The following is a 14,731-nucleotide window of genomic DNA, read 5'->3' as shown; positions in this document are numbered from 1 at the left end:
CACATCAGTTTTCTCGTCACCCACAGCACCCGAAATAGGCACCGCAGCAACAACCAAACACAGCATACAAACTACTGCGTAGGTAAAGTTTCGCTTCACTCGCTTAATTATACCGCCTCCGTGTCCCTAAAAAACTTTTAAGGGACATTTTTTTGGTTACAATTTTTTGGATAAGATGTTCTATATAAAGGTTTCGAAAAAAATCGTGAAAAAACAAGTTATATGAGCTTTTTTTTTAATTTAAAGCAAATTTAGAGGTTTTAGATCATACTGATTATGGATAATCATCTTTCTTTATTATTTTTAGTAAACTAGCCATATATTTTCTTTATTTAGAGAAAAAGGCAATATTCAATTGTTTAAAACTAAATAGATAATATTCCTTATAATGATAAAATAGCCATGAATCAGCCCTTAAATAATTGAATAAATCTGGAAAGTGTTAATTGGCAAAAATAAGGTCTTTTCTAAATTTATATAATTTAGATGATTATAAAGTCTTTTCCAGCAATCAAGGTAATATTTGGTGTTAATTTATATTTGCAAGATGTTTAATGTGATTTGTAATAAAAGATTTTTAATAATATTTTTACTTGGGATTATGATAAGATCAGGCGATAAGCTCTTAGTAGTAAAAAATGAGAATAAATAATGTTAAAAAAAGAATTAAACTATTGATTCTTAGATAATCTATTACATTTATCCAATCTATTTAGGAATCATCACCTAATTTTATTCTGTTTATGTTTTCCGACAATTTTAAGAGATAATCTGTCAATTCATCAATTTTAGTGGCCACCACAGATTCAGTTATTTCTTCCAGATCAGGTTCATTACTTGTATCATATACTTTTATTGTGGTTTCGGTGAAGTTCTCCATGTTAAACCTTTTGATTTTCTCTAAGGCTATCTGGAGGTCTTCATATGCTTTCAGTTCACCCAGTATGTAATTCCGCTCAGCGATTAGTTCTTCTAAATTCACGAAACATTCACCCCTCAACTTCGATAATACACCACTATTAATACACCAGATTCCAATTAATAAGAAATTGTAATATTTCTTTTCACACCAAATCAAATATGATTTATTAAAAGATTATCATATTTTTAGTGGTTTATATGTTTTCATTTGATTTTATTTAAATACTGAAAATTCAGACAATTAAAATTAGTTAAATTTGTTAATATTCCACTGAAATATTAGTAGATTGAATATTGTATTAGTAGATTGAATATTGTTTTATAACCATCATTTAATGGTACTTGAATTATTTTTTAATAATTTTATCCATGGATGTTTGCAAAGACTTCAACCATGGTTTAACCGTTTCTGATAGTATGTTTTTGCTTTCATTAACATCAGACGTGGTTGAAGTTTTTTGGTTGGTTATAAAATCTTGTAACCAGTCTGCAAGTTCATATTCATCCAGGTTTTCTAAAAATACCCAAGCATAACCTTCGTGTTCCTTGCTGAGAGTGAGGTTGCCTTCAATGATCTTACCGGACATTATGATATGCACTGCTCTTATGACCTTTAAATTCTGCTCAGTCACACCTACAACATGTTCCAGAGAGATTTTGAGTTTAGTTTCTTCATATACTTCCCTAACTAGTGCATGATCGAAGGATTCGCCCTGGTCAACTTTTCCACCTGGAAGCTCCCATTTACCAGGATTAGTCTTTGAATCAGTAGATCTTTTTAAAATGAGAACTTTTCCATCATCATTTGTCAATAAAACGCGTACAGAAAGGCCAAAGATATAGTCAATCATGGTTTTTTCCTATTTTAGATAGCTACATAAACATTCCTAATTATGATTTATAGTTTTTTAATATTTTCTTCTTATTCATAATTCTCAAAATCCGCTGGTGAAGAACTATAAATTTCTCAAGTTTTTTTAGTTATCAATGATTTGAGATTCTAAGAATCTATTCCTTGAGATTTATTCATTATAATCATTAATGATTATCAATTTCTGCCTTAAGCTCTAAAAATCAGTATAATCATTAAATATGATTATTAAAATGGTATTCGCATTAACACTTGATTGGTGCATGAATTTCATTTAAAGTGTTAATTTAGCTGATCTTCATTAAATAAAAAATCTTAAAAAATGCTAGAATAAAATCCGCAAAGATGTTTGAAGATTAAAATTTCACTCAAGTTTCATTGTTAGATTAAAAAAATAAAAAGAAAGATGGAGTTATTGGTTCCATCTTTATTTAACCTTCATTAGGCTCCTACTGGATAACGGTCATTCCAGGTTTACTGCTTTGAGCGTAGTATCGATTTGAATATCCATTGCCTTTGTAGTCGTAATCCACCCATTCACCGTTTGAATATACTTGAACAGATCGGTGGTTTGAGACATAACTGTTGGCGTACTGTACGATTCTTGCTTTTTGACCGGATGCTGTAAGTTCATTGTACAAAACATAACTATTTTCCCAACAATCACCTGTACCTTTACCACTGCTCCATCCACTGCTAGTAGATCTGTAGGAGCTGGAATAGGATTTGCTGGTTCCATATGATGCTTTGGTAGTTGAACTTCCAGATTTGCTGTATGAGCTGGTTGCGGTGCCCTCACCAGATGCTTGGATATTTCCATTGACTAGATCATCCATGTACTGGCGGGATATTTTTCCCACAATACCGTCTTCTTTTATTCCAACGTACTGCTGGAATGCTTTGACTGCTTGTTCAGTGCAGTTTCCAAACTCACCATCAATTTTACCCTTGTAAAATCCCTGAGTTTGTAACCATATCTGCAGTTGGGTGACTTTATCTCCAGTCATTCCTAATTTCAAATCTTGGTCTGTATTTGCGTTTGTCACGACCGTGTTTTCAGTATTTGAACTTTCCACGGCTCCCACTGAAGGGATGACCATGAAAAGTGCACACAATACAAATGCTATTGCTTGTGTGAATTTTCGCCTAATTTTATCGCCTCCGTGTCCTAAATCTTAAAATAAATGATTTAGGACTTTTTTAACACCACAACTTCATTAATCATGATATATAAATCTTTCGGTTTATTTTCATTTTTTACAGCTATTTTAAGCTTGTATTTTTAATTAAAGCTTTTTTAGAAGTTTTTAATTTACTGTTAATTAGAAAAGACCAGCAGAGGTTTAAATCCATTAAATATCACTAAATCATTGCCTAATTTGAAAAAAAGAACATTGCCTTCGCTTTTTTACTAAGCTGATAACTGGTGGATTATAACCTTAAAACCGCTGCACCCCATTGATATGTAAAAAACCAATATATGCCTTTAATACAAATTTAAAACAATTATAAGTACTTATTTTCATATTTAAGTAAATATTTCTTCTTTAAATTTGTATTTAATATTTTTTTATCATTTCTTGAATTCAAGGTAAACAAAAATGAATTTTTAGACATTTTGTTGTACCAGTATAACAAATAATATCTGAAAATAGATGGATATTAACAAAAGATCTTAAAAAAGGTTTTGTGAGTAATGTCACAATTCATGTTGGAATGCTTATATTGATGTGAAACTACATAAAAAAAACATATACATGGCAAATAATGGAATTTATACCTCATAAAGGAGTTTTAATATGGAAAAAGATATCAATAATGAAAATCCTGAGAATTCCAATCTTATTGATATTTTTAATAATGATAAATATCGCAACTTTGTTCAAAAAATGTATGAAAGCGGTAATGAACAAATGTTTGCTCCAGTTTATTCTGGCATTCCCACATTTTGGAGGACCAAATCCTGCCAGTATTTTGCAGAACTTGATATAGCTCTTGCAGGATACCCTGTAGATCTGGCATCAGGTGTTCCCGGTGCACGTATGGGCCCCAGAGCCATTAGAGATAAATCCAGTTACACTGGAGGTTATATGAACCATTACAATGGAATTATACCTTTTGATATTTGTAGAGTGGCAGATGTGGGTGATGTTCCTTTAAAAAATTCTTATTCTATTGAAGAGATTAACAAAGATACGGAAGAATTTTACAAAGAGATTTGGGATGATGGAGCATCCCCCATAACAGCAGGTGGTGATCATTCAGGCACCTATCCCATATTAAAGGCTATTGGTGAAGAAAAACCAGTTGGTCTGGTGCATTTTGATGCCCATTGTGATACTGCCAAAGCAATTAACGGAGGTAAAAATTCCAGTGCCAGTATCCTTTACCATGCTGTAGAGGAAGGTGTTCTAGATCCCCGTAGAACTGTTCAGATAGGTATTCGAGGTTCTATGGAGCCTTTATGGGATTATTCTTATGAAACTGGAATGAGAGTATTGCATATTGAAGAATTCCACCAAATGGGTGTTTCCAAGGTCATTGATGAAGTTAGAAGAGTCATTGGTAAGGGACCTACCTACATAACCATTGATATTGATGCTCTTGATCCAGCCTATGCACCGGCAACTGAACTACCTACACCAGGAGGTTTGACTACATTTGAAATGCAACAGATTATCAGAGGACTTCAAGGAGCAAATCTAGTAGGAGGAGATGTTATGGAACTTGCACCCCCTCTTGATGGTCCTAATGGAGTCACTGCAATGACTAGTGCATTCATGATGTTTGAAATCCTGTGTGTAGTGGCAGATTCTATTGCTTCTAAGAAAAAGAAAAATGGATGTTAATCTAATTAGAATCTAATAAGAACAATTCGTGAGATTATTGTTAAAAATAATTTTTCATTCCTTATTAATATTACAACGGATTTAAAAAATCATTCCCACACAACAAAGTATTTATATTAGTTCGCATAATAACTTACGTTCGGGGATAGACGAACCAATACGAACCTATCGTTTGCCATAAAAAATTCTTCAATCCTCAAATTTACCCATACATCCAGTTAAAAAGATTATTGATATTAAAATAAGTAGAGTGGTGTTTGTAATGAAAACCGAAGATTTAAACATGGAATGCCCTAAATGTGGTTGTAAAGATAAAAGCATATCTCAAACAAAAAATAAAGAAACAGCTGTCGATATATGCTACATACCCCATATACCTGATGGAGTTGTTGGTGTAATACGCTGCAGTGAATGTGGTCATGTGTTCGAGTACTGTAAAAACCGAAAACTAAAACAGGAAGTTAAGAAAATTCAAATCTAATGGATAAGAAATAGCTTGGACTTCAAATTACCAAATTATTTTTGAAATAATTACAAAATACCTCGAATATTAAGGTAATTATGGTAACTTTAACAAATCTACTTGATGAATTTCCTATTTTCAAATCTATTATTTTTATGAATTTTTTTATAAAAAATTACTACATAGATTAAAATATAAAAGAAGATTAATCTTTCTAATAAGAAAATACAATTAATATCTTATATTGTATTAAAATAATATTATTGAGTCTTGTTTTTTCTAAAGACACTTTATAACTACATTATTTATAATCTTGATAAATAGAAATCGAACTGTTGTATTAATATAAAAAAATTTAAAGAAAATGATTCGAGTAAAATGAATTACAATTATAATACCCACTACATGAAATTCATAAACTTTATATGTTCATAAGAGCACAATATTGTTTATTGGATGTAATATGAAGGCGGGTGGATAATGGCCATTGATTATACCATGTATGATTTTATGGATAAAGAAGATGTTGAAAGGTTTTTTGATGATTTGATCGAAGAAAAACTTTTCGAATTGAAATTAAAATATAAGTAATAATCATACAAAAAAGAAAACACTAAAACTTAAGGCTATAATTTAATTTATGTGGTAAAGATTTCCTAATATGAATAATCTTATTTTACACAAATCGTAATTACACAAATCATAAACTAAACCGCCGGTTATCTCCAATAAAAGTATTAATGGATAAATATAAACTTATTAGATTGATTAGTAAAATTTGAATGAATAGACTTTAAATAAATCATTTATCCTTATTTCTTTGTCATATTTCCTTGAAAAGCATCTTATTCCAAATAATATCTTACAAGAAAACCTTATCATTTGTATTATAAATTCATTTGTTATTATCAATCATTTTTGTTCATATTATCACTGTTTATATCTCCCCCCTAATCATTGTCTTTTTTCTGATTTCTATAATCTTTGCAGGATACCTTTAACTTTTGCATCTAGATTATCTGCATAGTGCAAGGCCACAGCTTCTGGAGTTTTAGGATTCACTGGGGATCCCCAACCATTTTGAACATCACCATGATGACTTAAAATTAAATGTAAAACCTGTAATTGAATGTCTTCTGGGGTTCCGATTAACTGCATTTTTTCTTTTACCATGTCACATGATATGAAGAGATGATCCAGGAGTTTACCTTCCTCGGATATATCAATAGAAATTAAATCATAATCATAATTCTTCATTTTCCCCACATCATGGAGTATGGCGCCTGTGTATAATAAATCTGAGTTCAATCGCGGAAATATTTCACAAACAGTTCTGCAGATAGTGAGAACTTCAACCGTGTGCTCCAATAATCCTCCCAGATAGTTATGGTGGTGGATTTTTGCTGAGGGTGCATTGCAAAAATCTTCAGTGAATTTTTCATCATTGAAGAATGCTTCTAGAAGATTTTTCAAATCATTATTATCCATTTCATGGATAGTGGTGTAGATCTCATGGAGTAATTCTTCCTGATCTTTACCAGAAGTTCTGGCAAAATCATCAATATCATATTCATCTTCACCAAGCAACTTAAAACCATCTACTTTAATACTGAACTTTCCAGAATTGCGAGGAAACTCATCAACACTGCCGATTATGTTATAGATATTTTTTTCATGAATATTTTCATAAATCTCAGATGCATTATTGTTGGTGAACATGCGAGCGATTATTTCTCCAGTTTTATCAGTGAGCCTTAGCTCAATATAGTCTTTCCCATTTCTAGCAGTTTTAATGGTTTTACTGGCAACTACAAATGATGCTTTTATTCGTCGGGATGATTTTAAATTCTCTATGAAATCTTCTTCTTCCTTTTTGAACATTTATTATTCTCCTGAGACAATCAACAATCAATTGTGCAATTGAAAAGGTTTCAAAACTTTACAACCGATAAACTAATTACTTAATCCATTTATCCATAAGATTAATCTTAATCCTTGAACAAACATTATTAAATCTTTAATTGATCAAATATTAATTGTATTCTATAATTGTATTCTATTTTTGATTTGAGATGGAAATAATTTAAGATGGGAATGATCCTTTATAGTTCAAGGTAGAGATATTACTACCAATAAATATTAACTATCAATGATCTTTTCCAGGTTTAAAAAAATTCAAAAAAATGGTATTTAATTATTAATCCCATGGAGGCATTTGTTGACTGGTATTGACTTTTTTGGTGGGGTGGATGAAATTGGTGGAAACAAAATCAGAGTAAAAGATGAAAACGCTTCTTTCTTATTGGATTTTGGAATGGGATTCTCACGAGCCAATGATTATTTATCTGAATTTTTACAACCCCGTAAAGGTAATGGTATTCTAGATTTTTTCACACTGGGTTTATTGCCCTGCATAAAAGGGATCTATCGAGAGGATTACTTGAGACATGTAGGTTTATCTTACCCGGATAAAGCTTCAGTTGGGGGTGTTCTCATAAGCCACTCTCATGTGGATCATGTAGCTTATGTTCATCATTTACGTGAAGACATTCCCCTGTATCTTTCCCATGAATCCTTTCTAATTTTAAAGGCTCTTGAGGATACTGGTGCTGCACCTTTCTCAGAATATCTACATTTAAATAAATCTTTTTATCTTGAACCAAAAAAAAAGGGTGGAGGGTATAGAAGGAGCAGAGGTGTCCGTGTTGAACGCGAAATACAAATAATGGAACCTTACAAAGCCTTCAATATCGGAGACTTCTCTATCAAATCAGCTCCAGTTGATCATTCACTACCTGGAGCTTCAGCTTTTATATGTGAAAATGAGGATGATACTATTGTTTACACAGGTGATCTTCGTTTCCATGGACGTAAACCGCATTTAACTCATAAATTTGTGAAAGAAGCCAAAAAATCAAAACCCACCGTTTTGATCAGTGAAGGAACCCGTATTGACAGTGGGGATAATGTGAATGAAATTGACATTGAGAAAAGAGCTGTTAAGGAAGTGGATAACTGCAAAGGTTTGGTGGTTGTTAATTATCCAGTGCGAGACCTGGACAGGCTCATAACCTTTTACAAGGTGGCTCAGGATACCAATCGTGAACTGGTGGTAAGTCTTAAACAGGCTTATATTTTAAAACTTTTCCAGGAAAACCATGGTGAGTATCCTAAATTATCTGATGTGATGATTTACAAACCTCGTAAGGGATGGGGTCTTTTGGGAGAGAGAAGATATGCTTGTGTTGAGGGAGAATGGTTAAGTTCTGAAGATATTCAAGATGATGAATCATTAAGGGATTATAAAAAGTGGGAAAGGGAATTTCTAACAGATGAGAATATTGTCACTTTTCAGGATCTCAAAGAAGACCCTCAGGATTATATTTTCAGATGCGATTTTTTTGAGTTAAAAGAATTAATTGATATAAAACCTAAAGAGGGTATATATATTAAGTCCAGTACTGAACCCTTTGATGAGCAGATGGAAATAAATGAAGAGAAGGTTCGTAAATGGTTAGAGTTATTCAACTTACCTCTTTTAAATAAGGGCTTCCATGCATCTGGTCATGCCAATGGTGTTGAGATATTAGACATGATTCGAGACATAAATCCAGAAATTGTGTATCCAGTTCACACCCTCCACAAAAATAAATTCAAAGAACTTGAAAACAATGGTATTAAAGTAAAATATCCTGTTTTAAGTGATAAACTAGATTAAAAAGATATATTAAAAGATATAATTACTTATCAGACTTTGTTAATGGGATCTGTTTTGTTAGGTTTTGGAATACATTGTAAAGACCACTCCTATTAACAAAGATAAAGCAAAAAGGATGATAAGTCCTATTAAAGACTTGTCACTGTTTTTTATCCCCAACCATTTTATGAAATAAATATCATCAGCATTATCATCAGCATCAGATTTTTTTGAAGTTTTAGAATGCGACGGAATCTTAGAACTCTGTTTTGTTTTTAGGACTTTCTTGGAATTAATGGAATCTTCAGCAGACTCACTATTTTCCATAAGAGAGGTGTTTTTTAAATTTTTATCAACTTTGAATTCTTCTTTCAGTTCTTTATAATCATAAAAATCTTCTCTGATTTTAATTGTTTTTCCATTATCTGTCTTTATACTTTTATCCTCATAGAAACCGCTTAGTTTAGATTGAGTAAGTTCTGATGGAATTTGTGTTGAATGATTATGTTTATTTAGAGTTTCAGTAACATCAGCCATATTAATATCAGATTGATTTATATCAGATTGAGATTTAGAAGAAGCTTTATCTTCTAATGGGGGTTTAGCTACTGGTTTAGCTTGTTTTTCAACTGAGAGATTATCATTTGTCATATCCTTCTGGATGTTACGCCCTAGATAGGTATTCTTAGAAAGTGTTTTCCCTCCCGGGACACTTTCTAAAGATTTATTGTCAGAAACATAATCCTCACTAATCTCAGAATCTGGATAAGCATCCTCAGAACCCACTCTTATTCTCGAACTAACACCTAAGGAATCATCCTCGTTGTCCACTTCAACTGAATCATGGTCTATTGCTGAAGAATCAGGTGTGAAACTTGGTAATATATCACTATCCTCAATTTCCTCATGTGAATTGGTAGGAAGACCCGCAGAACCGGTATCTGCATTTTGTGTTATTTGAATGGTATCAGAAGAACCCTTCAAGGAATCTCTACTCTGACTACTATCCGATCCAAAGGATTTTTCCTCATTAACTCTTTCCCCTGTACTAATATCTGTTTTGTAAATATCTGTTTCATGAGGAGTATTTTTGGATTTAATTTTATCTGTTTTAATACTATAATCTGGAGTAGTTTCAGATTCAGAGATTTCTATTTGAGAAATTTCTTTAGTATTAATTTTTGCATCTGATTGATCTTTGGATTTTATAGAAGTTTCAGGGATTTTCTTATCAAATAATTCACTTTGATTAGAGATTTGAGTAACAACATCTATCTTTGAATCTTCCTTTCCACCTCTATTTATAGATTCTTCAATCTTCTCCTTTTTAGAGGATTCGAATTTTTTAGAATAATTTCTATTTCGATAATAATTTCTATTTTTCGATTTAAATCCATTTTTTTTGGATTTAATCTGATTTATAGCAATTTCAGCATACATCTTCAGAGTTGAAGTTTCTTCTTTAAGAAACTCTTCCAATGGTTTCAGAGCCCTTTGATCTGCTAGCACGCCTAGCGCCTGAACAGCATCCTGTTTTATTTTTTCATCAGGATATTTCAGAGCTCTTATTAAACTATCAACATCTTTAATCTTTTTGTATTTATTTATATCAGGCTTTGCAGAACCATAATAACTCTGTCGATAGTATGCTCTGTTTTTAACAGGAGAACCTTTAATTTGATAGATTGAAATTGAATTAACTGCAGATTTAACTTCATTTTCATCACAATCATCTTTCATATCACTTCTAGTAGGTTTCGATTCTTCAAATTTTTCTATAATCTGTTCAGGAGCAGTACTCTCAAGGGACTCGTCTGCTTTCTCATACTCTATACTCTCATTAAATTTTGAAGTATCCTCCAGCTTATAATACTCATCTAACTCCCTATTTCCCATACCATGAGATTCTCTGTCTATCTCTAACTCTTCTTCCAATGATTTATTTCCATCTATTCTATCAGCATCATATGATTTTTTAGGTTCAGCAGTGTTTATTTCATTAGAAGGTGAAATATCCTCAGTGAATCCATTATCTTCAACAGTATTCTCTTTTTTAACATCTATAAAATCCTCACTGGAGTATGACTTTTTGTTAAGTTTTTTTTTGGATTTTAAAAAGTCTTCTAAATCATCAACATATTTTAAAGGACCATAACATTCACATGATACAAAATCTTCGGCTGACTCTCCCTCCCGAAGTTTATAGTAACCTCCACATCGTAGACAAATCAAATAGCCCATATTTTCACCAAAAATAAACACATTAGTATATAATGAATTGTGATAATGTATGTAAAAATTTGTATGTATATATGTGTAAACATTTATGTAAACATTTTAAAAAAATTTTCTTTAGGAGTATATGAAGTTTTGCAATAGTTCTTCCCAAGCATCTTACAAAGAACCGATTTTTTATGATATAAATTGATATATTTCCAAATTTCACTTCATTGTAATAATCTAATATTAGTAGAAAAAATTAGGGATAATATAGTGATAATATTTTGCAGTTTTTTGAATAAAGCTTAAACTTAACTTAAACTTATCTTATTGATTATCAATCATTTTATAATAATTCAATCTGTTAGTACAGATTTGATCTGATACCTTTTTTAAGTTAATGGTTAGAATTAAATCTATGGAACATGGAGCTAGGAATAGAATTTTAATTCTCATTTTTATTGGCGTTTTTATGGGATCACTGGATATTGGAATAGTTGGTCCAGCACTGACTGCCATTCAGGAACAGTTCACAGTTAATGAGCGGATATTGTCTTGGGTATTTGCTATTTACATTTTATTTTTCATGATTGGAACGCCTTTAATGGCTAAATTATCTGATATTTATGGGAGAAGAAATCTCTATGTTTTGGATGTTTTCATATTTGCTTTAGGTTCAGCGATTACCTTTACATCAGTTTCTTTTGAACAGTTACTTCTGGGTAGGGCTGTTCAGGGTTTAGGGGCTGGAGGAATCTTCCCTGTTGCCAGTGCTTTTATTGGAGATACTTTTCCCCCTGAAAAAAGAGGTGGGGCTCTGGGAATTATAGGTTCAGTCTGGGGTTTATCTGGAATTTTAGGACCATTATTAGGAGCACTACTGTTGAATTTTGGTTGGCAGTGGCTTTTCATTATTAACCTCCCTATAGCTGCTTTGATTATTTCACTTAGCTTTTACATATTGCCACCATCTCAAGGCAGGAAGGATGTTCATTTCGACTGGTTAGGCACAGCGACTTTCTCAATTCTGGTGGGATCCCTGGCATTTGGTGTTAATCAAATAGACACCAATAATTTCGCAAATAGCATATTTTCACTTTATGTATGGCCATTTTTATTCTTAGCAGTGTTATTACTACCGATTCTGATAAAAATCGAAGGAAAATCTCCTGATCCTGTGGTAGAGATTGATCTCTATAAGAGTCGAGAAGTTAAGATAGCCACCAGTATCGCAATTGGAACTGGATTGTGTCAAACTGCCATTGTATTCATGCCCGCCTTAGCAGTCATAGCACTGTCATTATCCACATCCAGTGCAAGTTTAATGGTGATACCCCTTGTCTTGGCATTAGGAATTAGTGCACCAGTTGTAGGAAGGTTGTTGGATAAATTTGGCACCAAAATTGTGATGTTTGCAGGGACTTTAGTCCTGATAGCTGGTCTTTTTATGTTAAGCTTCTTTTCCACAGATTTCTACCTATTCATAATCTCAGGAGTTGTAATTGGACTAGGTTTGGGTACTGTAATTGGATCACCACTTCGTTACATAATGCTAACTGAAACCCCTCCTAACAAACGTGCAGCTGGACAGGCACTTATAAACTTCAATGCCAGTGCGGGTCAATTAGTGGGTGGAGCTCTTATTGGTGCAGTGATAGGTTCTCAAGGAGGTAAATTAATTGGGTATGAAACTGCCTATATCTTAATCGCTTTTTTAGCCATTGGAATGATGATTCTAACATTGGGGCTTAAAAGTCGCTCTGAACAACTATTAACAATGAAGGATAATAATATGTCTTAATTTTTTTATAAAAAACTCAACATTATATCTACACAGATATTAGGTATAAACAAATTAGATAAGAAATAAATATTAAAAAATTAATTCCCAAAAAAACCACTTTTAGATTTTTTTGATTTATATAATAGATTTAATGTAAATTTTTATTTAAATTTTTATTAGTTATATTCAACTATTGGTATATTTTTTGCATCCAGCCTTTATTCCTCTCATCATTTTGGATTTCAGATTATCATAGTTGGTTATAGCTCCAGGTCCAATGTGAAGAATAATATCCCCAGGTTTGGAGTGTTTAATGGACATTTCCCCGGCAGTGAACATATCTTCCACTGCTATCTTAAGAGCATCTGAATCTCGAGCCCCCTCTAAGAGTTCATGGGCTGATTTCATGTCCAGGATCTTGGTAGTTTCATTAAATCCACTGGCAATGATTACCTGGGCATATTCTCCTAAAACTTTACCAATTTCAAACTTGTCCCGTGGATTGGTGCTGTCAGGATTGTCTATTAAAATAATCAAATTTGATTTTTGAGGCCTGGTAAACTGTTCTAAGGTGGAAATAATACCTTCAGGAACAAATGCTGCATCGAAATGAACTTCACGGCCTGCATAATCACCTATATATTCAAGACGACCAGGGATACCTTTGATTTTACTTAAAGCATTCTCTATAGATTCTATTTTTAATCCGTAAGCTAAAGCCACTGCCACAGCTGCCACCGTGTTTTCAAAATAGTATCCGCGGAGATTGAATTCAGATTTAAATTCTCCTTCACGACCTTTTAATTTGTATTGGATTCCAATGATTCCATTATGAATTGAACCTGATACATCACATGAACTGTTATCCACTCCATAGAATATGGTATTTTTATGTAATTTATTATGTGATTTCAATATATCTCTACATTGTACATTTGAAATTAGAACATCACTGGAATCAGTGATCATTAGCTTTCTCTGAGCATACTTTTCCACTGATCCATCAAATTCCGATAAATGATCAGAAAAAATGTTGGTTATCAGTCCCACCTTAAGGTTGAGTTCAGAGAGTAATCTGATGGTACCATGGGGTAATTCCAATACAGCCAAATCGCTTTTAAGATGATCGCCTTCAATTATTCCCTCTACTATAACTTCGCTGAGAAGATTTCCAGAAAGTGATGAACAAGTCCATACATTATAACCTGCGTTTTCGAATATTTCAGAGATAATATGAGTGGTGCTGGTCTTTCCCAGGGTTCCAGTAACTCCAATAACATCCATGTTAATTGCACTGTCTAATATGTTAGCTATATCCTGGTTAATGAGTAACTTTAGTTCATTACTAACTAAATGATGTCTCACCGGGGAATCCTTAGGGATATTAGGAGATATATAAACTGCATCTACATCTTCAATATTAGCCGGATTATCACTTCCCAGATGAAGGCAAACACCTTCTTCCTCCATCTTTTTCAGAGTATTCTGCACAGCATCTGGAAATTCCTCCAACTTCTTTTGATCAGTTATCTGCACATTATGACCTGCGTAATTTAGAATTCTGGCAGCTGGCCTCCCTGCATTACCTGCTCCAATCACCACACACTTCATATTTAAGTCACCACGATTAATTTAAAATTTTTATACTTATGAAAAGTTCAAAGTTAGATTAAGATATTAGATTAAATAACCTGAACTGTAAATATTTACTAAATTTTGATTAAATTTATCATATCTTAATAAATTTAATCCAACCTAATGAAAGCTATGAATATACCAACAATATCAAGAATATAAATTATTATTTTTAAATTATGATTTTTAGTTAATGATTGTTTTGTATTCCTAATTAATAAATTAACAATAAATTTTAAAAATATTGGTAATAATGCTAGTGAACTTTATAAAAAGGATAACATCATTGAAA

The 14,731-nt window shown here is 32.3% G+C and carries 10 protein-coding genes; 4 read left to right on the top strand and 6 right to left on the bottom strand.

Features of this window, described 5'->3' with window-relative positions:
• Positions 1–712: 712 nt before the first annotated feature.
• The 3 genes from HVN35_07905 to HVN35_07895 form a co-directional block, all read right to left on the bottom strand.
• Positions 713–982 (bottom strand): hypothetical protein, encoded by a 270-nt coding sequence (locus tag HVN35_07905; protein ID NYB52464.1) that lies wholly within the window; start codon positions 980–982, stop codon positions 713–715.
• 286 nt (positions 983–1,268) lie between these two features.
• On the bottom strand, positions 1,269–1,772 hold the full coding sequence (locus tag HVN35_07900) for an NUDIX domain-containing protein (protein NYB52463.1): 504 nt from the start codon (positions 1,770–1,772) through the stop codon (positions 1,269–1,271).
• A gap of 469 nt (positions 1,773–2,241) precedes the next feature.
• Positions 2,242–2,892 (bottom strand): peptidoglycan-binding protein, encoded by a 651-nt coding sequence (locus HVN35_07895; GenBank protein ID NYB52462.1) that lies wholly within the window; start codon positions 2,890–2,892, stop codon positions 2,242–2,244.
• 699 nt (positions 2,893–3,591) lie between these two features.
• Here HVN35_07895 and HVN35_07890 point away from each other — a divergent pair.
• Positions 3,592–4,641: an agmatinase gene (locus HVN35_07890; GenBank protein NYB52461.1), complete on the top strand. Its 1,050-nt coding sequence runs from the start codon at positions 3,592–3,594 to the stop codon at positions 4,639–4,641.
• Between the two features lie 262 nt (positions 4,642–4,903).
• A complete protein-coding gene (locus HVN35_07885) occupies positions 4,904–5,122 on the top strand; it encodes a TIGR04165 family Cys-rich peptide (protein ID NYB52460.1) in 219 nt (72 codons plus the stop codon).
• A gap of 957 nt (positions 5,123–6,079) precedes the next feature.
• Here HVN35_07885 and HVN35_07880 read toward each other — a convergent pair.
• Complete coding sequence (locus HVN35_07880) at positions 6,080–6,985, bottom strand: HD domain-containing protein (GenBank protein NYB52459.1); 906 nt, start codon at positions 6,983–6,985, stop codon at positions 6,080–6,082.
• Positions 6,986–7,322: 337 nt separating this feature from the next.
• Between HVN35_07880 and HVN35_07875 the strand changes: the two genes are divergently transcribed.
• Positions 7,323–8,822, top strand: coding sequence for an MBL fold metallo-hydrolase (locus HVN35_07875; GenBank protein ID NYB52458.1), 1,500 nt, complete (start codon positions 7,323–7,325; stop codon positions 8,820–8,822).
• Between the two features lie 57 nt (positions 8,823–8,879).
• Here the strand turns inward: HVN35_07875 and HVN35_07870 are convergent, their stop codons facing one another.
• A complete protein-coding gene (locus HVN35_07870; protein NYB52457.1) occupies positions 8,880–11,042 on the bottom strand; it encodes a HEAT repeat domain-containing protein in 2,163 nt (720 codons plus the stop codon).
• A 397-nt stretch (positions 11,043–11,439) separates the two neighbouring features.
• Here HVN35_07870 and HVN35_07865 point away from each other — a divergent pair, with 397 nt between their 5' ends.
• Complete coding sequence (locus HVN35_07865; GenBank protein NYB52456.1) at positions 11,440–12,822, top strand: MFS transporter; 1,383 nt, start codon at positions 11,440–11,442, stop codon at positions 12,820–12,822.
• Between the two features lie 168 nt (positions 12,823–12,990).
• On the opposite strand, the gene HVN35_07860 is transcribed toward HVN35_07865, so the two are convergent.
• A complete protein-coding gene (locus tag HVN35_07860) occupies positions 12,991–14,415 on the bottom strand; it encodes a UDP-N-acetylmuramoyl-L-alanine--D-glutamate ligase (protein ID NYB52455.1) in 1,425 nt (474 codons plus the stop codon).
• Between the last annotated feature and the right edge of the window lie 316 nt (positions 14,416–14,731).

Source organism: Methanobacteriaceae archaeon (genome assembly GCA_013403005.1).
GTDB lineage: Archaea > Methanobacteriota > Methanobacteria > Methanobacteriales > Methanobacteriaceae > Methanobacterium.
This window is presented reverse-complemented; position numbering and strand designations above follow the sequence as displayed.

Excerpts from the sequence above, each read along its gene's own strand:
- HVN35_07900 (NYB52463.1), bottom strand. The coding sequence starts at position 1,772 with ATGATTGACTATATCTTTGGCCTTTCTGTACGCGTTTTATTGACAAAT.
- HVN35_07895 (NYB52462.1), bottom strand. The coding sequence starts at position 2,892 with ATGGTCATCCCTTCAGTGGGAGCCGTGGAAAGTTCAAATACTGAAAAC.
- HVN35_07890 (NYB52461.1), top strand. The coding sequence starts at position 3,592 with ATGGAAAAAGATATCAATAATGAAAATCCTGAGAATTCCAATCTTATT.
- HVN35_07885 (NYB52460.1), top strand. The coding sequence starts at position 4,904 with ATGAAAACCGAAGATTTAAACATGGAATGCCCTAAATGTGGTTGTAAA.
- HVN35_07880 (NYB52459.1), bottom strand. The coding sequence starts at position 6,985 with ATGTTCAAAAAGGAAGAAGAAGATTTCATAGAGAATTTAAAATCATCC.
- HVN35_07870 (NYB52457.1), bottom strand. The coding sequence starts at position 11,042 with ATGGGCTATTTGATTTGTCTACGATGTGGAGGTTACTATAAACTTCGG.
- HVN35_07865 (NYB52456.1), top strand. The coding sequence starts at position 11,440 with ATGGAACATGGAGCTAGGAATAGAATTTTAATTCTCATTTTTATTGGC.
- HVN35_07860 (NYB52455.1), bottom strand. The coding sequence starts at position 14,415 with ATGAAGTGTGTGGTGATTGGAGCAGGTAATGCAGGGAGGCCAGCTGCC.